This is a genomic window from Tunturiibacter lichenicola (genome assembly GCF_051013355.1).
In the GTDB taxonomy this organism is placed as follows: domain Bacteria; phylum Acidobacteriota; class Terriglobia; order Terriglobales; family Acidobacteriaceae; genus Edaphobacter; species Edaphobacter lichenicola_F.
This window is the reverse complement of sequence record NZ_CP132944.1, coordinates 3,837,402-3,857,158: the sequence shown is the minus strand read 5'-3', so window position 1 is coordinate 3,857,158 and position 19,757 is coordinate 3,837,402. Positions and strand designations below refer to the sequence as shown.

General features: G+C 59.2%; 15 protein-coding genes and 1 tRNA gene. 13 read left to right on the top strand and 3 right to left on the bottom strand.

Going from position 1 to position 19,757, the window contains the following annotated elements:
• Positions 1 to 4: 4 nt before the first annotated feature.
• On the bottom strand, positions 5 to 1,531 hold the full coding sequence (guaB, locus tag RBB82_RS16260; RefSeq protein WP_433971797.1) for an IMP dehydrogenase: 1,527 nt from the start codon (positions 1,529 to 1,531) through the stop codon (positions 5 to 7).
• 356 nt (positions 1,532 to 1,887) lie between these two features.
• Between guaB and rimP the strand changes: the two genes are divergently transcribed.
• From rimP to infB, 3 genes are all read left to right on the top strand, one after another.
• Positions 1,888 to 2,469, top strand: a complete 582-nt coding sequence (rimP, locus tag RBB82_RS16255; protein WP_433971796.1) for a ribosome maturation factor RimP — start codon at positions 1,888 to 1,890, stop codon at positions 2,467 to 2,469.
• 88 nt (positions 2,470 to 2,557) lie between these two features.
• Positions 2,558 to 4,153 (top strand): transcription termination factor NusA, encoded by a 1,596-nt coding sequence (gene nusA / locus RBB82_RS16250; protein WP_433971795.1) that lies wholly within the window; start codon positions 2,558 to 2,560, stop codon positions 4,151 to 4,153.
• 136 nt (positions 4,154 to 4,289) lie between these two features.
• Positions 4,290 to 7,505 carry a translation initiation factor IF-2 gene (infB, locus tag RBB82_RS16245; protein WP_433971794.1) on the top strand — a complete coding sequence of 1,072 codons (3,216 nt, stop codon included), beginning with the start codon at positions 4,290 to 4,292 and terminating at the stop codon, positions 7,503 to 7,505.
• Between the two features lie 15 nt (positions 7,506 to 7,520).
• Here infB and RBB82_RS16240 read toward each other — a convergent pair whose 3' ends face one another.
• Positions 7,521 to 7,730, bottom strand: a complete 210-nt coding sequence (locus tag RBB82_RS16240) for a hypothetical protein (RefSeq protein ID WP_433971793.1) — start codon at positions 7,728 to 7,730, stop codon at positions 7,521 to 7,523.
• A gap of 261 nt (positions 7,731 to 7,991) precedes the next feature.
• Here RBB82_RS16240 and RBB82_RS16235 point away from each other — a divergent pair, with 261 nt between their 5' ends.
• A complete protein-coding gene (locus RBB82_RS16235; protein ID WP_433971792.1) occupies positions 7,992 to 9,170 on the top strand; it encodes a M24 family metallopeptidase in 1,179 nt (392 codons plus the stop codon).
• Between the two features lie 23 nt (positions 9,171 to 9,193).
• Here the strand turns inward: RBB82_RS16235 and RBB82_RS16230 are convergent, their stop codons facing one another.
• A complete protein-coding gene (locus RBB82_RS16230; protein ID WP_433971791.1) occupies positions 9,194 to 12,025 on the bottom strand; it encodes a M48 family metalloprotease in 2,832 nt (943 codons plus the stop codon).
• A 265-nt stretch (positions 12,026 to 12,290) separates the two neighbouring features.
• Between RBB82_RS16230 and RBB82_RS16225 the strand changes: the two genes are divergently transcribed.
• From RBB82_RS16225 to RBB82_RS16185, 9 genes are all read left to right on the top strand, one after another.
• The gene (locus tag RBB82_RS16225; protein ID WP_433971790.1) at positions 12,291 to 12,698 is read left to right on the top strand and encodes a DUF6677 family protein; all 408 of its coding nucleotides are present in this window, start codon (positions 12,291 to 12,293) and stop codon (positions 12,696 to 12,698) included.
• The gene (locus tag RBB82_RS16220; RefSeq protein ID WP_260734607.1) at positions 12,695 to 12,871 is read left to right on the top strand and encodes a hypothetical protein; all 177 of its coding nucleotides are present in this window, start codon (positions 12,695 to 12,697) and stop codon (positions 12,869 to 12,871) included. The genes RBB82_RS16225 and RBB82_RS16220 overlap by 4 nt, the downstream gene beginning before the upstream one ends.
• Before the next feature lie 104 nt (positions 12,872 to 12,975).
• Positions 12,976 to 13,059 (top strand) — tRNA-Leu (locus RBB82_RS16215).
• Positions 13,030 to 13,419, top strand: a complete 390-nt coding sequence (locus RBB82_RS16210; RefSeq protein WP_433971789.1) for a DUF3467 domain-containing protein — start codon at positions 13,030 to 13,032, stop codon at positions 13,417 to 13,419. The genes RBB82_RS16215 and RBB82_RS16210 overlap by 30 nt, the downstream gene beginning before the upstream one ends.
• 3 nt (positions 13,420 to 13,422) lie before the next feature.
• The gene (locus RBB82_RS16205; protein WP_433971788.1) at positions 13,423 to 15,057 is read left to right on the top strand and encodes an ArnT family glycosyltransferase; all 1,635 of its coding nucleotides are present in this window, start codon (positions 13,423 to 13,425) and stop codon (positions 15,055 to 15,057) included.
• Between the two features lie 105 nt (positions 15,058 to 15,162).
• Positions 15,163 to 16,797 carry a tetratricopeptide repeat protein gene (locus RBB82_RS16200; protein ID WP_433971787.1) on the top strand — a complete coding sequence of 545 codons (1,635 nt, stop codon included), beginning with the start codon at positions 15,163 to 15,165 and terminating at the stop codon, positions 16,795 to 16,797.
• On the top strand, positions 16,794 to 18,107 hold the full coding sequence (locus RBB82_RS16195; protein WP_433971786.1) for an NfeD family protein: 1,314 nt from the start codon (positions 16,794 to 16,796) through the stop codon (positions 18,105 to 18,107). The genes RBB82_RS16200 and RBB82_RS16195 overlap by 4 nt, the downstream gene beginning before the upstream one ends.
• A 100-nt stretch (positions 18,108 to 18,207) precedes the next feature.
• Positions 18,208 to 18,897, top strand: a complete 690-nt coding sequence (locus RBB82_RS16190) for an outer membrane beta-barrel protein (RefSeq protein WP_433971785.1) — start codon at positions 18,208 to 18,210, stop codon at positions 18,895 to 18,897.
• 80 nt (positions 18,898 to 18,977) lie between these two features.
• The gene (locus tag RBB82_RS16185) at positions 18,978 to 19,757 is read left to right on the top strand and encodes a slipin family protein (protein ID WP_433971784.1); all 780 of its coding nucleotides are present in this window, start codon (positions 18,978 to 18,980) and stop codon (positions 19,755 to 19,757) included.

The window sequence follows — 19,757 nt, the reverse complement described above, 5'->3', positions numbered from 1 at the left end:
CGGACTATTCAACGTGATAGTTCGGAGCCTCGCGTGTGATGATCACATCGTGAACGTGGCTCTCGCGCAGGCCGGCATTCGAGATGCGAATAAACCGAGCGTTCGCCTGTAACTCCGCGATCGTCCCGCACCCCAGATACCCCATCCCGGAGCGAAGCCCTCCGACAAGCTGATACACCATCCCCTCAAGCGGCCCACGATGCGGTACACGCCCTTCGATCCCCTCCGGCACAAACTTCGCCAGCCGGTTCGAGCCACCGTTCTCCCGAGCCGTCAGTGACGGACGCTCTGTGCTCGCAGCATCGTCCATATCATCCTTGCCTTGGAAATATCGCTCGCCCGAGCCCTGAGCCATCGCCGACAACGAACCCATTCCGCGATAAGCCTTGAACGAGCGCCCCTGATACAGAATCGTCTCGCCCGGGCTCTCATCCACGCCAGCAAAGAGTGACCCCATCATCACAACGCTTGCCCCGGCAGCAATCGCCTTGGTCACATCGCCCGAGTACTTGATTCCCCCATCCGCAATAATCGGAATTGCCCGCTCCTGTCCTGCCCGGTAGGCCTCCGAGATAGCAGTAATCTGCGGCATTCCCGCACCGGTCACCATGCGCGTGGTGCAGATCGACCCAGGCCCGATCCCTACCTTGACCGCGTCGGCCCCGGCATCCATCAGTGCAATTGCGCCTTCATACGTGGCAATATTTCCTGCGAGCAAATCGATATGCGGATACGCCTTCTTCACCGCTGCGACCGCCTCCAGCACACGCGACGAGTGCCCATGCGCCGAATCAATCGCCAGCGCATCGACCCTGGCCGCGACCAGTGCCGCAGCCCGCTCCAAAAAATCTCCAGTTGCCCCGATCGCGCCTGCGACCCGCAGTCGGCCCTGGCTGTCCTTGGAAGCATTCGGGTACTTCAACTTCTTCTGAATATCCTTGACCGTAATCAGACCCTTCAGCTCATAGTCGTCGTTGACGACCAGCAACTTCTCAACGCGATGCTGATGCAGGATCTGTTCCGCCTGCTCCAATGTCGTTCCTACCGGCACCGTGATCAGGTTTGTCTTCGTCATCACGGAGTCAATCGACAGATCGGTCCGCGACACGAACCGCAGGTCGCGATTCGTCAAAATTCCCACCAGTTTTTTATTCTTCGTCACCGGCACACCGGAGATCTTGTACCTCCGCATTACCTCCAGCGCGTCTGCGATCGACTGCTCCGGCGCAATCGTCACCGGATCGACGATCATCCCGCTCTCCGACCGCTTCACCTTGTCGATCTCTCCCGCCTGCTGCTCTATTGTCAGGTTGCGGTGGACCACCCCCAGGCCGCCCTGCTGTGCCATCGCAATCGCCAGCCGAGCCTCCGTCACTGTGTCCATCGCGGCCGACATGAGCGGCGTACTCAGCGTGATATTGCGCGTCAACTGCGTCTGGGTGCTCACTTGCGTCGGAACAACATCGCTATAAGCAGGCACTAGGAGAACATCATCAAACGTAAGGGCTTCAGGAATCGGGGAGATAATCATATTTTTATGGTTCCAGGCGATGGGCCGGGCTTACAGGAAGCCTGAATTTCGCGGGATTTCATCGATTGTAGAGTCGCAAACGACCCATAGCAAATCAGATGGCCGAATTTCACGAAAGTTTCGTGCCATGCTCAACACCTGCCATTGCTTCGTCACGGCCAACAGACAGACGCGGCTATTGAACTTCGCGAAAACTAGTTGTATCATTCAATTTGCAGACGATTTTGTTCCGTCGTAAGTATGAGAGCCGTGATCGTACCGGTGATTTGACGGAAGAGATGAGTGGGCTAAAGCCCACTTTTTATTTGCTTTAAAAACGTTTGTGCACACGGGACTATTGCACCGAAATAAAGCTTATGGCAGTTCAGTTAGATCAAATTCGAGCAACCGCGGAGCGTGTCGCTGCCTCCCACAACCTGGAGCTTGTTGATCTCGAGTTTCAGGGCGGCATCAAATTTCGTACCTTGCGCGTCTTTGTAGAAAAAAACGCAGCAGAACGGGCCAAGCTGACCGAACTTGCTGCAAGTGAAGCGGAGACGAATCTTCCAAAGGGTGTGCCGGTCGAGATGCTCTCCGGCGTTACTCATGAGGACTGCGCATTGTTTGCGCAGGATTTTGGCACGGTGCTCGACGTAGAAGACCTGATCCCGGGGGCGGAGTACACCCTGGAGGTCTCGTCGCCGGGCTTAGAACGGAAGTTGCTTCGCCCCGCAGACTACATCCGGTTTCAAGGCAGCCTGGTCAAACTCCAGACCTTTACTCCGGTGAATAAGAACAGGCAGTGGCAAGGCCGTTTGACGAAGTTTACAGACGGTGTACTGACGATCGACCTTTCTGCCGTCAAACAGAAGGGCAAGGCAAAGAAGGCCGTGACAGAGTCGACAGTCGACATCGCTTTGGCGAACGTCGAAAAGGCAAATCTAGTCGCGGAGATTTAGAAGCTGTTCGCACCACAGGCAGCCTTCGAATCGGCAAACAAACAGAGATACCCGGAGAACTCCGGGAAAAAGTAAGGACGAGTGAGCGATGGCAAGTGTTTTGTATCAATCGATTGAGACGTTGAGCCGCGATAAGGGCATCGAGCCGGCAGTTGTAGTGGGCGCCGTCGAGGACGCGATCGCGCTCGCCACGCGCAAGTACTACAAAACGCAGGAGAATATGCGCGCCGAGATGGACCGCGAAACCGGCGAGATCCGCGCCTATGTCTTCAAGACGGTGGTCGAAACCCCGGAACAGGTCGAGGACGACATCAACCAGATGACACTCGAGCAGGCGCGCGAACTCGCTCCCGAGGTTGAGGTCGGCGGCGAACTGCGGTTCTACAAGGACACCACCCCTCTCGGCCGTATTGCCGCTCAGATGGCAAAGCAGGTCATCTTCCAAAAGGTTCGCGAAGCCGAACGCGACACCGTCTTCAACGAGTACAACCATCGTGCAGGCGAAGTTCTGACCGCTACCGTGAAACGCCTCGAACCCATGGACGTCATCTTCGATCTGGGGAAGGCCGAAGCCCGTATGCCAAAGCGGGAACAGTCTCGCCTGGAGCAGTTTGCCGTTGGCGAACGTGTCCGCGTGGTCCTTCTCCGCGTCGACCGCGCCGCCAAAGGTCCGCAGGTCATTGTCTCCCGCGCCGCTCCGGCCTTGGTCCAGAACCTCTTCCAGTCCGAAGTACCCGAGATCTACGACGGCACTGTCAGCATCAGAGCCATCGCCCGCGAAGCAGGCGAGCGCACCAAGATTGCCGTTATGAGCCGCGACAAGGACGTCGATCCGGTCGGCGCCTGCGTCGGCATGAAGGGCATGCGCGTTCAGTCCATCATCCGCGAACTGCGTGGCGAAAAGATCGACATCATCGAGTTTTCGGAAGAGATCACCACCTTCGCCGAAAAGGCGCTGCAGCCGGCCAAGGTTAGTCGTGTCTCTATCACCGACCTGGCCGAAAAACAGATCGAAGTCATCGTCGATGACACGCAGCTCTCGCTCGCAATCGGCAAAAAGGGACAGAACGTCCGCCTTGCCGCCAAGCTCCTCCAGTGGAAGATCGACATCAAGAGCGAAGAGGAGAAGCGCCAGGAGGTCGAGAGCCAGATGCAGGCCATGAGCGGTGGTCCGACGACCCCAATCGAGCAGGTCTCCGAACTCGGTGAGGCCATCCTCGAAAAACTCATCGCAGCCGGTATTACCACCGTCGAAGCCCTCGCCGACATGACCCCCGAACAGCTCGAGGAAGTTCCCGGCATCGGCGAAAAGACGGTAGAAAAAATCTCCGTCGCCGTTCGTCACTACTTCGGTCAGTACGAAGAAGGCGAAGAACGCCCGCCGGTCGCCGTCTCTGCCGCATCTGAGACCGTGGCGGTAGAACCAGAGGAGGGCTCCATGGAAAAGACACCAGAGGCAATTCTTGCCGAAGAAGCGGGCGTCGGTACAGCAGAAGAGGTCAGCAACCTCTCCACCGAAGACATCGAAAACAGCGAAGAGGCCGAGTCGGCCAGCGATGCCTTCAGCGACAACGACGCACGCGAAGAACAGATCGAATTGGACAATGACTCCGTAGACAGCCTGGTGAATGAGAGCCAGGAAAACTCGGATGAAGGTATCGACGACGGAAACGATCGTGGTTAGTCAGTTCAGCCACGCGCCACAGCATTCCCTGGATCGCAGCTGCTGCAAATCCAGTGAGAGCACTTACAATAAAGATTCCTGCAACGATGAGGCTGCTATGAACAGCTAACCGCGCAGGGCAAGCGAAAAGGGACGGATGAGCAAAGTTCGAATTAACGATCTGGCACGAGAACTGGAAGTAAAGAGCAGGCCTATTCTGGACGCGCTCGAAGCGATTGGCGTGTCTGGAAAGACTCACTCCAGCTCGATTGAAGCCGATCAGGCCGAAAGAGTTCGGGATTACTTCAAAAACGGCGGAAGAAGCAGCGGTTCGAACCGGCAGCAAGTTGACACAAAGCCAAAGTTCGACCTTTCGAAGGTCTCCAAGCCAGGCGATGCCCTGAAGGCCATCCTCGAGCGCAAGCAGGCCGAGGCTACAGCGAAAGCTGCACCGCCACCACGCCCGACTCCCGTCGTTGCGCCGCCGCCGGCACACAGCATAGTTGCTGCAGCGCCACCGCGTCCGGTCGCAACGCCTGCTGCCAGCGCAGCCCCGCTAACGCCACCAGCAACCCATGTGGCACCAGTGCACGTCGCGCCAACGCCTGCACCTGCAGCACCTCGGCGCATCGTTCCGCTTCCTCGCCAGGGTGCAAACATCGTCGCTCCTGCGCCCTCCCCAGCTATAGCGAGCAGACCACCCGCCGGCCCAGTTATCGCTCGTCCTGTAGCCGTCGCCGCGCCAGCCGTGGCTGCGCCAGCCGCTGAACGCCCGGCCGTCGCGACTCCGCCAGTCGTCGTGGCGTCGCCAGTAGCAAAACCCGCGGTTCCGGCACATCCGACAAGCGAGGCTGCGCCAGCTGCAAAACCGGCGACTCCAACAGCCCCTAACGCTCCTCAAGTCGAAGCGGCTACCCCTGAAGCGCCAGCAGCAGAGGCGCCTGCCGTGACTGCTGAGGCCGAAGCCGCCCCATCGGCTCCTGTCACACCTCCAGGCCCGCCGGTTCGGCGTGTCATCATGCCGCAGACTGGCCCGCGCCCCATCTACACAGCGCCACCTGTCGCTCCGGGAACACCGCAGCGCGGTCGTCCCATCTTTGAGCGGCCCCGTCCCCAGGCCCCCGGCACTCCTGGCTCACGTCCGATGTCTTCGGGCGCTCCTGGTGCTCGCCGCCCGATGCACCCGACCCGTACCTTCCCTGGAGGCCCAGGTGGTCCAGGCGGAGCACCTGGCCGTCCCGGATTCACCCCAGGCGGAGCTCGCCCTGGTTTTGGCGCACCACGTCCCGGCTTTGGAGCTCGCCCGGGCGCACCGGGCGGCGCTCCCGGAGTAATGCCCGGCCCAGGCGAGGGCATGCGCCCCGCTGCGCGTCCTGGCCAACGCCGTGGCGGACAACGCTACGAGAAGACCAAGGAAGGCCCAATGAAGGGCTTTCAGCCGCCACCACGCTTCGGTGGAGCGCCTGTCTCGCGTGAGCCGTTGCCGATCACCCGCACCATTACGGTCACTGAAGGTATCAGCGTCAAGGACCTCGCCGAAAAACTCGACGTTCGCGGTAAAGATCTGATCGCCACCCTTCTCATGAAGGGCGTCTTCGTCACCGTCAACCAGTCCCTTGAAGGCGAGTTGGTCAAAGATGTAGCCCGCCAGTTCGGGGCCGACGCCACCATCATCTCCGTCGAAGAGCAGCTCGAAAACGAGGCCATCGAAGGCTTCCTCGAAGACACCACCGGCATGGTCGAAGTCGTTCGCTCGCCTGTCGTCACTGTCATGGGCCACGTCGACCACGGAAAAACCTCGCTCCTAGACGCCATCCGATCCACTGACGTCGCAGGCGGCGAAGCCGGAGGCATCACTCAGCACATCGGCGCCTACAAGGTCAAAATCACCAAGCCCGACTCTCCCGCCTTCGGTCGCGAGATCGTCTTCCTCGACACTCCTGGTCACGAAGCCTTCACCCGCATGCGTGCCCGCGGAGCCAAGGTCACCGACATCGTCGTCATCGTCGTCGCAGCCGACGACGGTGTCATGCCCCAGACGCTCGAAGCCATCGACCACGCCCGCGCCGCGAACGTGCCGATCATCGTCGCTGTCAACAAGATCGATAAACCCGAAGCCAACCCGTCCAAGGTCATCCAGCAGCTCACCGCGCGCGGCCTTCAACCCTCCAACATGGGCGGCGACACCGAGTTCGTCGAAGTCTCCGCGAAGAAGCACATCAACCTCGACAAGCTCGAGGAGATGATCTGCCTCGTCGCCGACGTCAATGAGCAGAAGGCACAACCTGACCGCCCCGCGGTCGGAACCGTCATCGAAGCCAAACTCGATCGTGGCCGTGGAGCCGTCGCTTCAATCCTCGTACAGAACGGTACTCTCCGTACTGGCGACAGCTACATCGTCGGCAACACCTTCGGCAAGATCCGCGCGATGTTTGACGACCGTGGCCGTCCCATCACGGAGGCTGGTCCGTCAACCCCGGTTGAAATCCTCGGTCTCGAGGGTATGCCAGACGCAGGCGACACCTTCCTCGTCATGGCAGACCGCGACAAGGCCAAGGGCATCGCTCAGTACCGCAAGATGAAGGAGCGCGAGGCGCAACTCGCCAAGAGCTCCCGCGTCTCGCTCGAAGGCCTTGCAGAGCAGATCAAGCAGGCCGGCATGAAGGATCTGAACCTGATCCTCAAGGGCGACGTGCAGGGTTCGGTCGAAGTTCTTGCCGACTCGCTCCAGCGCATGTCCACCGAGAAGGTTCGCGTTCGCGTTCTCCACTCCGGCGTCGGCGCTATCACCGAGTCGGATGTTCTGCTCGCCTCTGCTTCGAACGCAGTCGTTATCGGCTTCAACGTGCGGCCTGATCGCAAGGCCGGCGAAGTTGCCGAGCGCGAAAACGTCGAGATTCGTCTGCACTCCATCATCTACGAGCTGCAGGACGAGATCACCAAGGCGATGTACGGTCTCCTCGAGCCGGTATTCAAGGAGAACTACGCTGGCCGCGCCGAAGTGCTCAACGTCTTCAAGATCACGAAGGTCGGTCAGATCGCGGGTTGCCGCGTCACCGACGGGCTTATCAAGCGCGATCAGCAGGTACGTCTGCTGCGCGAAGGAGCCGAGGTCTGGAAGGGCAAGATTGCTTCGCTCAAGCGCTTCAAGGACGACGTTTCCGAGGTTCGTCAGGGCGTTGAGTGCGGTATTGATCTCGCTGGACACAAGGACATCCGTGTCGGCGACGTCATCGAGTCCTTCACTACGGAGACGCTGGCTGCCGAGCTGGGTCAGAACTCTGCTGCAGCTAGAAAAGCAGAGAAGGCTGAGAAGGAGCGCGAGGCCGCAGCTGCTGCTGCCGCGCACTCGGAGAACCCAGTCAACGCTTAGTTCGGTTTCACTTATTCAAGCGAAGAGGCCGGGAGCGATCCCGGCCTCTTCACGTTTACGGCCGAGGAAAATGTCTGGCAAATGGATGTTTTTCCGCCGCTTTTTTCTGCGCTGGTAGATGTGCGTTTTTGCTGGGGGTTTTGGCAAAAATGGGGTGTAAAACGTGGTGTTTTGATGGTGAATTTGTGGTGAGATGCGTGGTGAATGTGGTGTTTTGATGGTCACTTATTTGGCTTCGAAAAATACGCCACCAATTTGAACTTTATTTTTTCGTCTTCCCGTTTTGATTCTTTGCGATTTGTCAGGGGGAAGGCGTCTTCGCGACCAGGCTTCCCTATCCTTCGATCCTTGTCTTCGTTGTCGAACAGAGTGGTGACAACGCTCCCTCATGCGTAGAGACTTCAAACGCAGATTCCCTTCGGGAATGACAACCAAGAAACGAAAGCGGTCGTACACCAGCTGCGGTGTTGCTCTAGGATTGAGGACATGAACCTCACTGCAATTCAGTCTGCTTTGCGGGACGCCAACCTCGATGGCTGGCTCTTCTACGATCACCACCACCGCGACCCACTCGCCTACAGCATTCTGGGTCTTGATCCGAACATGCACGTCACCCGCCGTTGGTACTACTACATTCCCTCGCGCGGGGGCGTACCGCAGAAGCTTGTCCATCGAATCGAATCCGGCAGGCTCGACTCGCTGCCAGGAGAGAAGACGGAGTATTCCTCGTGGCAGGAATTGGAACAAAGACTGGAAGGAATACTGATAGGTTCAGAGAAGATCGCCATGCAGTACTCGCCGCGCAACGCCATCATGTACGTCTCTATGGTCGATGCGGGAACGGTCGAGTTCCTACGCGACGAGGTCGGGATGGAGATCGTTAGTTCGGCCGACTTGGTCAGCCACTTTGAAGCTGTCCTCACCGATGCGCAGCTTGCCACTCACTATGTCGCGCAGAGGCACATCGACGAGATCCTCGCAGCGGCGTGGAAGCAGATTGGCACACGCGCGCGGGCCGGGGGCACCGATGAGCACGCCATGGTGCAGTACCTGCAGGAGGGGATGTCGCGCGCAGGGCTCATCTGGGAGCATGGTCCCAACGTCAGCGCAGGTCCTAACTCCGCCGACTCTCATTACGAGCCCACCGCCGCTAATTCGCGTGCAATCAAACAAGGCAACTTCGTCCTTATCGACATATGGGCCAAGCTGGCGAACGACCCCACGGCGGTCTGGTACGACATCACCTGGACCGGAGTTGTCGGCCGCGAGCCCACAGAGCGCGAACACCTCATCTTCAACACCGTCCGGGACGCTCGCGACGCCTCCAGCAAGGCCGTGCAGGACGCCTTCGCTGCCAACCAGCCCATCGCTGGCTGGCAAGCCGACGATGCCTCACGCAACGTCATCCGCAAAGCCGGATTTGGCGATTGGTTCACTCACCGCACCGGCCACAACATCGGCACCGAACTACACGGCAACGGCGCGCACCTCGACAACCTTGAGACTCACGACGAGCGCCTCATTCTGCCCAACACCTGCTTCTCGGTCGAACCCGGCCTCTATTTCACAGGAGAGTTCGGCATTCGCAGCGAGATCGACATGATCGCCCGCAAAGGAAAAGCCGAGGTTACTGGTCGAATCCAAACCGAGTTAGTGCGGGCTTAGTGGTTTCCAGCCCCTTACGCCAATCATTGAACGTTTGAAGCTATACCGTGGGTGTCGTCCTGGGAGACCTTTGTTGGGATGGTGAAACGGCGAATACGCTGGTCAGCGGTGAGGACGAGGAGTTGAGTCCCGTGGTTCTGAAGAGCGGCGAAGCGGAGCGGGCTGCCAAGAGTGAGATGCAGGAGTTCACGACCGCTCTTGTCGGAGACGACGGTCTCGTCGCGGCGGTTGGCGCTGCAAATGATCTGGGAGGAAGAGTCTGCGGTAACGATTGTCCCGAATAGCTGGCGGAGCTGGACGCCTGTCTTGAGTGAGTAGACGATGGTTCGGTTGTCTCCGGTGGAGAGATAGAGCAGATCACCTACCCTGTTGAAACCGCCGACACCTTCGTAGGTGAGGGGCACTTCGACAACAACCTGTGCGCGCGTGGTGCCGTCCTCTGCGTTGACGATCTCAATGAGGCGTCCTGCGGCCTTTTGCTTAACTGCATCTGCCTGCTTTTTGATGGTGGGGTTACTGCGGAGTCTCTCCTTTGCGGCCGGAGACTGGATCAGGTCGCTGAAGATGAGGTCTGTGTCTCCATCGTTGGTCGTGTAACCGGGACGACCGTCCGGGAATTGGCGGGTCCACTTCACGGCGAGGTCGGTGGACGAGTAAGCGGTGAGTGTCCAGCCTTTCTTATTCGGCTGCTTCCACTCGAACAGGTAGTTGTTCTCAAGATGGGCCTTGTCGGGAAGCTTATAGGACATATTCCTGGCCAGGCGAGGTTCGGGTACGAGTTCCCCGATGACTGCGGGCTGGTCCTTGTCAATTTGAGTAAATTCGGCGAGAAGCTTACCGCCGGAGGTCCACGAGGAAGAGCGAAAGCCGCGAACGAGGAAGATCTGCTTGCCTGTGGCAACGTCCCACACCGCACCACGGGTTCGGTCGGAGTAGGCAATATAGCGGCCGTCGGGTGAGATAGCTGCGGAGCTTGCAGGAGCGAGTTGACTGAGCGGCAGGTTGACGCGAGGCACCTTGGCAGCAGTCTGATCGTTGACTTTTCCGAGAGCCAAAGAACCGTCAAGAGCCTCTACGACGAATGAGTCACCGAATACGTCGATCGCCGGGTTCTTGGACGTGAGGACATATGTTGGCGCGTTTACATTGACGACGGCGACTGCGGCTCCTTTGGAGCCGAAGGTGGTGATGTAATCGGCGCTGGTGGTGGCGCTCACAGAGGGAAGGCCGAGTTTGAGCGATTGGAGACGCTTGCCTGCCGGGAAGCTGAAGACGCCTGATTGTGCGGGCTGAGAGTCGTGAACTGCGAGAACTTTGTCGTTGCCCTGAAAGCAGTAGGTGACCGGAAATTCGTAGCTGGTAAGGGCCCCTGCGATTTTGATGGGAGTTCGGGTGCGGAGATCAAAGGCAACGCGGTCGGCTCCCGGCCCGAAGAGGAGAGTATTGCCGTCGGCTGAAAATGCTGAGGTGAGAACGCCGGAGGTGTCGTTTTCAAGCCGGCGAAGGTAGACCGAGAACTCGAAGTTGAAGTTGGGGTGGAACCAGTGTTTATTTTCGTAGACGACATGCCCGGTTTCGACGTCGATGAGTAGGATTCTGAGTTCAAAATCGGCCGCTGGATAGGCGACACAGATGAGGGTCCGGGCGTCGGGTGAGAGGAGGGACTGGAGGCATTGTTGCTGGCTGACGACCTCGTGGGCAGAGACGAGTTTTTGCTGGGCGATGCTCCAAAGTTCGACATGAAGATTGGGGGTGTAGAAGGCGATCTGTTTGGAGTCGGGGGTGAAGTCTGCGGGGAGGGCGTGGTCGGCATCGAAGCGGAAGATCTCTTTGAAGGGGTTGCGGGAGAGGACAAAGATTGAGCTTTCGTCCTGGGCAAGAACGTACAGACCGTCGCGGCTGAAGCGCAGACGTTCGATATTGAGGTGGAGCGGTGGGGTAAGTTCGATTGGGGCTGCGTTGGCCGAGACTTCTGCGACGGCCTGCGCAGTGGGGGTCGCTGCGGTCTGGTCCTCGACAACGAGAGTGTGCCAGTGATTAAAGGCTGCGGAGGTGTTGTCGGCGACGACGGCACAGCCGGTGGGGAGTTCGGCGATGATGCCACGGATGCGCCGGAGACGCTTCTGCGAGGGAGTGGTGGTGTGGAAGAAATCGCCAAGGCGACTGCCAGTTTTGCCCTCAACGAAGAAAGAACGGTCCCAGAACTCGGCATAAGCCTGAGGGCGATACCCGGAGGCAGCGGCGGCATAGACGGCGACGCGATCTGCCTCGTCCTGCTTGTCGTCGGAGTCGCCGTTGGTGGCGTGCTTGCCGTGCAGACGGGCGTCAGTGAGGCGCTGGAATTTGGCATAGATGTCAGCGCGGTCGCTGACCGAGGTGACGCCCAGCAGAGTGCGGAGGTCTGCGGTGGTCTCGATGGCGAACTGGTGGGAGAGGATGTGGCCCATCTCGTGAGCGATGACGCCGGCTACCTCGTCTTCGCTGCGAGCGCTGGCGACGAGCTTGCGTGTGAGGTAGACGTGGCCGCCGGCGAGCGAAAAGCCGTTGACGTCTGGAGATTCGACGAGGGTGAAGTGGAACCGGATCTTCGTGGGCGGGAGTACGGCAAGGAGACGGGCGCCAATGGTGTCAAGGTAGGCGTTTTCTTCGGGGTTCTTTATAGGGCGGTATTCGCGGTCAATGTAGTCGGCCATCGCATCGCCGAGCCATTGCTCTTGCTGCTCGGAGAAGATATTAGGCTGGGCGGACTGGAAGACGGGAGGAGGCAGTCCGCAGACCGATCGAGGCCCCGTTTGCGGGAAGGCGTGAGAGATCAAGAGGAGCAAAGAGAACAACAAGGTCAAACGGGAGAGCATTAGATGGCCTGAGGTTAATTAGAAACAGTGTTATCTGAGGGCGATTGAAGGCGTGCTTCTTGCGAAACCCTAACAAATTTCTGGACCCGCAGCTAACCGTTTCGCCTCCTCGTCAGAGATCATCCGACGCCGGCTTGACTGCTGCAATCCCCCTTCGGGGGCATGACTGAGCACACGTCACGATAGATCAACTTCGAAACTTCGCGGCTCGCCTGCCCAGGGCAAATTCATAGCAGGCAACCATCCTGTTATCATCAAATAAGCAATGGCTACCAACGTCTCGGCACAAGCGCGCGCGCAATCTTCCTCATTCCCAACGATGGTGCTCATCGCCGGCTGGCTTATTCCCGGCGCGGGGCATCTGATGCAGCGCAAATGGATTCGCGGCGGCCTCATCATGGTCTCGATCATCGCGATGTTTACCATCGGGCTCGCGCTGAAGGGCAAGGTGTATACGCCGAACACCGGCGATCTGCTCGACATCCTGAACTTCGCGGGTGATCTTGGCAATGGCATTCTTTATGTTCTTGCCCGCATCTTCGATCTGGGCCAGGTGACAGTGCAGGTTGCTACGGCTGACTATGGCACTAAGTTCATGGTGGTGGCCGGTCTGTTGAATATAATCTCCGCCGTCGACGCGCACTCGCTGGCAACCGGGAGGAAGCGCTCGTGACCATCTCTCACTTTGGAGCAGTGCTGCTCTTCTCTCTGTTCACTTCGATTGTGTTTGGCATCACGCAGCGCTCTGAGCCGCGCATGATGATTCGCTTCGGCGCATTCTGTTTTGTTCTGTTTGTCGGCGGTACGATAGCAGCGAGCTGGGTGATGTGGCTGATCAAGCACTAAGCGGCGTGCGTGGTGGGGTTGACGTTGCAATCGACATCCCTTTGCCATAGGCTAGTCGAGGCACTTATTTCTTCGCACACCTGACGGTGTTGCCCACGAAGAATGCGGGAGTGGCGAAATGGCAGACGCACTTGGTTTAGGTCCAAGCGGAGCAATCCGTGGGGGTTCGAGTCCCTTCTCCCGCACCAGATTTCAGTAGTCGCAAGCAACCCAACCCCGAAAGAGATTCGATGAGCCAGCAGAACCCCAGTCAGCCGCAGGATAAGCAGCCCCAACTCAAGCTCACCAACGCCCCCGATTATCGCGACGGCTACGCCAACAGCGTTCAGGTCCGCATGAGCGTTTGGGACTTCTTCCTCGTCTTCGGCACGATGAGCCAGGACAGCCCCGATGAGCTGAACGTCAAGAACTTCCAGGGCATCTACGTGAGCCCGCAGCAGGCCAAGGCCTTGTGGAACGTGCTCGGCCATAATCTCTCGCAGTACGAGCAGACGTTCGGTGCCATCACGCTCGAGCAACTCCCCCACTCCGAAGGTCCCGTCAACTAAAGCGTGCGACCTCGAAGCAGCGCCGACGAAGACGTTCAGAGACCCAGCCGCGAGATCGCTCTCTGGATGCTCTATCCGCTCTTCTTCGTCGCGATCTACCTCTTCCATCTCCGCCTCCTTCGGCTTCCCTACTTTTGGGACGAAGGAGGCTATTACATTCCGGCTGCGTGGGATTTTTTTCGTACCGGCACGCTGATCCCACAGAGCACGGTCACGAACGCGCACCCTCCGCTGCCCTCAATTCTTCTGGCGAGTTGGTGGCACCTCTCGGGATACGTTGTCAGCGGTACGCGGACGTTGGTTTGCATGGTCGCAGCGGCGGCTCTGCTTGGCGTCTTCAAGCTTGCAAGGACGCTGACGAGTTCTCCCGTCGCTGCGGTCACCGTTCTTCTTACCGCGCTCTATCCGGTCTGGTTTGCGCAGAGCACGCTGGCTCATGCCGACATCTTTGCGGCTGCCTTCACGCTCTGGGGACTCGCGTTTTACTTCGATCACTCGGAGTCAACGACGAATGGGGGCTCCATCAAAAGTTCGCTTTGGGCTGCGCTGATGTTCTGCCTTGCGGCGCTCTCGAAGGAGACGGCAATCGTCACGCCGGTCGCGCTTGCGCTGTGGGAGGGCATTCTCCTCCTTCAAGAGCGTGGCGAACCGCTGTCGCGCAGGCTGCATCTTCGCTGGATTGCCGCGCTGCTCGTTCCGATTCTTCCGTTAGCGGCGTGGTACGGCTATCACTATCACAAGACCGGCTTCGTCTTCGGTAATCCTGAGTTCCTTCGCTACAACGCAACTGCGAACCTTAGTGCGTACCGCATCGCTCTCTGCCTGTGGCATCGCCTGCTCCATCTGACGACGCACATGAATATGTTCGTTCCCGTCGCCTGCATGGTGGCTGCGATGTTTATTCCCGTTGCCGCAACCAACACGCGCAAACCAATTGCACGTCCACCGTTGAAGGCAATCGGCGTAGTTCTGCTGGCCAACTGGATCGCGTTCTCGGTACTCGGCGGTGCTCTGTTGACGCGCTATCTTCTGCCGATGTACCCGCTCATTCTGCTGGTCTGCGTCAACACATGGCGACGGCGCATCCCGGAGCGGTGGCCTCTTATCGCTGCACTCAGCGCAGCAGGCTTCCTTGCGGGAATCTGGGTTAACCCTCCTTACGCCTTTGCGCCTGAGGACAACCTGACCTATCGCGACTTTGTTGTTCTGCATCAGCAGGCAGTCCGTTTTATCGACCTCACCTATCCTCAGGCGACGGTGTTGACAGCGTGGCCCGCTACCTCGGAGTTGAACCGGCCCGAACTCGGCTATACGAACCATCCGCTGAAGACTACGGCCATTCAAAACTTCTCGATGGAGGAGATCCAGAAGGCCGCAGCTGATCCCGGCAGCTACGACGTGGCCCTCATCTTCTCTACGAAGTGGGCACCATCGGCAAACCGCGTTGACCTGGGCCGCCGCAACGAGTCGGCAGACACAAAATACTTCGACTTCCATCGCGATCTCTCCCCTGCCGAGGTGGCGGCGATCCTGCACGGTGAAGTCGTATGGCAGGCGCATCGAAAGGGTGAGTGGGCTGCAGTGCTCCACTTCCCCCGCATCGTCGAAGCCGCATTGGTCGAGCCACGCAGGCCCTGACGCTCTATACTCATCACTGTGACGAAGCGCCTTCAAGTTCGCTCGATTCCCCGACGCTCGATTCTCCGAGGTTCAATTCTCCGACGCTTGATGCAGCAAACCTCCATGTGCAAGAACTCATGGCTGGTCTTGCTGCTGCTTCTGCTGTGCACCCTCCCCGGGCTCTCACAGACCTCTGCGGCTTCGAACCCAACGGCTTCGGACTCATCGGAGACTGGCGGGCGCGTCGTGCTGGTTCTCCCCTTTGATAACCGCTCGGGACAGACTGCTTTGGCGTGGGTCGGAGACTCGTTTCCCGACACGCTCAACCAGCGTCTGACTTCGGTCGGGTTTCTCACCATTACACGCGAAGACCGCCAGTATGCGCTCGACCATCTTGGCCTTCCAACCGACTTCAGGCCCTCGCGCGCGACGACCATTCGCATTGCGCAGACGCTCGATGCAGATTTTGTCATCGTGGGAAGTTACACCGTTGCAAATGGTCGCATTGCCGTCCAGGCGCAGGTTCTCGAGGTGGAAAAGCTGAGGCTTTCCTCGCCGCTCGAAGACTCGAGTGAACTGCCGCGCCTCTTCGATGTTGAAAATGCGATTGCGTGGAAGGTTGCTAAACAGATCGATCCACACCTCAACGTCGCTCAGCAGACTTTTCTGGCAGCCTCAGGCGGGGTTCAGTTGAGCGCGTTTGAAAATTACATTCGCGGCACGGACGCAACGACGTCGCAGGAGCGAATCAAGCGACTTCAGCTCGCCGTGCAGGCGAATCCTAACTACTCCGCTGCGCTTCTCGCTCTTGGCAAGGCGCTGTACGCGGATCGAGAGTACGATCAGGCGGCAGCGACACTCGCAAAGATTCAACCCACCGACCGGCGCGCCCTTGAAGCTAACTTCTACCTCGGACTCGCTCGCTTCAACACTGCAAAGTACGCCGAGGCGGAGTCGGCCTTCACCTTTGTTGCGAGCCGCCTTCCACTTCCCGAGGTGGTCAATAATCAGGCGGTCGCGTCCAGCCGCCAGGGCCACGATGCCGTTCCCCTCTTTCAGCGCGCCTCGACCGCCGATCCCAACGACGCGGACTACCACTACAACCTTGCCGTCGCATTTCTGCGCCGAGGCGACGTCGCAGGTGCTCAACATGAAATCGATTTGGCTCTGAAGCTGCGTCCGACGGACTCTGAAGCTGCACAGTTGAAGGCCAACATCAGTGCAGGTCGAAAGATCGCCTCGCCCACAGCGGCTGCCACGACCACCGCTACTGATTCCGACTTCGATGCACTCGAGCGCATTCGCCGCACCTACTCCGAGGCGTCGTTCCGGCAGGCCGCCTTCCAGCTTGACCAGATGCGCGCGATTCGCATGGCGAGTCTGCCTCCCGCGGAACAGGCCACGCAGTACACGCAGCTGGGTCGCGACTATCTTGCCGAGGGACTTATCCCCGAGGCGGAGCGTGAGTTTCAGGCCGCCATCGCTGCCGATGCGTCCAGTGCCGATGCGCATGCCGGTCTCGCGCAGGTGCGCGAACGCAGCGGAAGCGCAGCAGATGCCCGCGCCGAGGCGCAAACATCTCTTAACTTGCGCCCCAACGTTCCCGCCTACCTTGTACTCGCCCGCATCGACCTTCAGACGAGCAATACAGCGTCCTCGGCGGACAACGTGAGCAAAGCGCTCCAACTCGATCCGAAAGATCCGGCTGCACAGGGAATGCGACAGGCTTTGCAGACACGCGGACAGAGTTTGCCATGATCAACGCCACGAGATTCGTCTTGATGCTGCTGATGACGATCTCTTGTGTACTGCCCGCGAAGTTGACCGCTGCTTCGGCTCCCGGAGTGGTCGTCAAACTCACCATCCACGACACGATCCAGCCCATCACGGCGGACTATCTCCAACGTGGTCTTCGCGAGGCTGCGAACCTTCACGCGCAGGCGGTCATCGTCTCCATGGGCACGCCGGGCGGCCTGCTCGAGTCGACTCGCGTCATGGTGGAGGCGATTGAGAACTCGCCGGTGCCGGTTGTTATCTTCATCTCGCCGACAGGCAGCAGAGCAGGTTCGGCTGGTTTCTTTCTTCTCGAAGCAGCAGACATCGCAGCGATGGCACCGGGAACGAACGCTGGGGCAGCTCATCCGATCGTGGAGGGACGTCAGCTCGATCCGATCCTCAAAGAGAAGATCGAGAACGATGCTGCGGCCTTTCTGCGCTCTTATACCAGTCGTCGTAGCCGCAACGTGGAGGCCGCCGAGGACGCCGTCCGCAACTCGAAGTCCTACAGCGACGAAGAGGCTCTCAAGCTGAAGCTGATCGATCTTGTCACGACCGATGATGCGTCCCTGATGGCAGCGCTCGATGGCCGCGAGATTCATCGCTTCGACGGCAGCACCCAGACTCTGCATCTGAAGGACGCGGCGATCGTGACCACGGCACCCTCCCTGCGTGAGCGCCTGCTCAGCAAACTCGCTGATCCCAATCTTGCCGTGCTTCTGCTGGTCCTAGGCGCCCTTCTTATCTACCTCGAGTTCAATGTTCCCGGCACTGTCGTACCCGGCTCTCTCGGCACTCTCTTCATTGTCCTCGGCCTGTTTGGCTTGAATCTTCTGCCGGTCCGGCACACGGCGATTGTCCTGCTGGTCGCTGCCTTCGTGCTGATGCTGCTGGAGTCGAAGTTCACCAGCCACGGAGTGCTTGCGCTTGCCGGCATTGTTTCGCTCGTCGTCGGCCTCGCCACGCTGGTGGACGGCCCCATCCCCGAGATGCGGGTTCACACATCGACTGCCCTGGGGGCAGGGCTGGGCTTTGGCGCGATCTCCTTCGGGCTCGCCTGGATCGCCCTGCGGGCACGCCGCAGCAAGGTCCTCACGGGGCCTCAGGCGATGATTGGAGGCACCGCCATCGTGCGCACCCCACTTGCGCCCACGGGCCAGGTGGAAATTCGGGGCGAACTCTGGCAGGCCAGTCTGCGCGGCCATGCGACGCTTGCCCCGGGTTCTGCCGTGTCGGTGCGCGCCATTGAGGGTCTGGTTCTGATCGTAGAACCCACGCAGGATTCGATTTGACCGGTGTCAGCGCCCCGCCAGCGCCCACGCCAGAGTAGACTAGAAGAGCAGCAGTTCGCAGTAGTTCGCAATAGTTTCCAGATAAGGGAGTTTTGTCTTGATGTTGAATGTGCCTCGCCCGTTGTGTGTCCGCGCTCTTCTGTTTTGCCTGCTGGTAGCGACGGCGGCGTCAACCGCGAAGGCCCAAACCTCACAGAACCCCGGTCTCGACCACCAACTCTCTCGCCTCGACATCGGAGTGGCTGCTTCGGTCATCATCGGCAAGGACGAGAGCGGCACCGCTATCATCAATACCGTCCCAACGACCGTCAATCTGACCCCTAGCAATACCGTCGGTCCGCTGGTGACCATCCGCTACACGGTGAAACCCCTCTTCGGCTTAGAGTTCAACTATGGGTACGCGCGGTTTACCGAAAACTTCACTCCCTTCGGCGCTCCGCTTCCCGGCTCATCGCTGACGGGCGGCGTACAGCAGAATACTGCCGAATACACGTTTGGTTATGTGGCACACTTCCGCGAACGTCATGGCATCACACCCTTTGCAGGTGCAGGGTTGGGAACGCTGGACTTCCGTCCGACTCCCAATGGCGGTGAGGGCCTGCTACCCCAGGCGCGCGCAACCTATTACTACACGATCGGTGGCGACTATATGCTGTCGAAGCATTGGGGAGCGCGGGCTCAGTTCCGCGAGCAGTTCTTCCTCGCGCCGGACTTTGAGACGAACTATCTGACGATCAAGCAGCACACGACGAACTTCCAGCCTGGATTCGGCTTTTTCGTCCACTTCTAGGCAATTTGCGGCGACGCCAATGCGCCTGCTTTACAATCGCTTCGGCGGGCGCAGTCCGGCGCGCCAGAAGGTTTACATCCATGATGTCTCTCCCGCTCCTCTTTGCCGTCGTTATCGTCGTTCTCTACCTGGTCAACTCCCTCAATATCCTGAAAGAGTATGAACGAGGCGTCATCTTCCGTCTGGGCAGGGTCAAGCAGGCCGCGGCCGGACCGGGCATCATCTGGATCTTCCGCCCCCTCGACCAGATCGTTCGCGTAAGCCTACGCCAGGAGGCGATGGAGGTTCCGCCGCAGGACGTCATCACCCGCGACAACGTTACCCTGAAGGTGAACGCCGTCATCACGCTTCGTGTCGTCGATCCGACGAAAGCCGTGATCGAAGTGGCGAACTACATCTATCAAACCTCTCAGTTTGCCCAGACCACACTGCGCTCTGTCCTGGGTGAAGTCGACCTTGACGGCCTGCTCGCGCATCGCGAAGCCCTGAATATTCGCATCCAGACCATCATCGACGGCCACACCGCCCCGTTCGGCGTCAAAGTCGTCTCGGTCGAGGTCAAACAGGTTGATATGCCCGAATCCATGCTCCGCGCCATGGCCAAACAAGCCGAGGCCGAACGCGAGCGGAGAGCCAAGATCATCCACGCAGAGGGTGAGTTCAACGCCGCAGCCAAGCTGGTTGAGGCCGCTCAGCTGATGGCGACCCAGCCCATGACGCTGCAACTCCGTTATCTGCAAACCCTTACCGAGATAGGTGTCGAGAAAAATACCACCATCGTCTTTCCCCTTCCCATGGAGCTGATGAACCTGTTCAATAAGACATTCACGCCCGACGCGGCGCTGGAAAAGAAGGTCTAA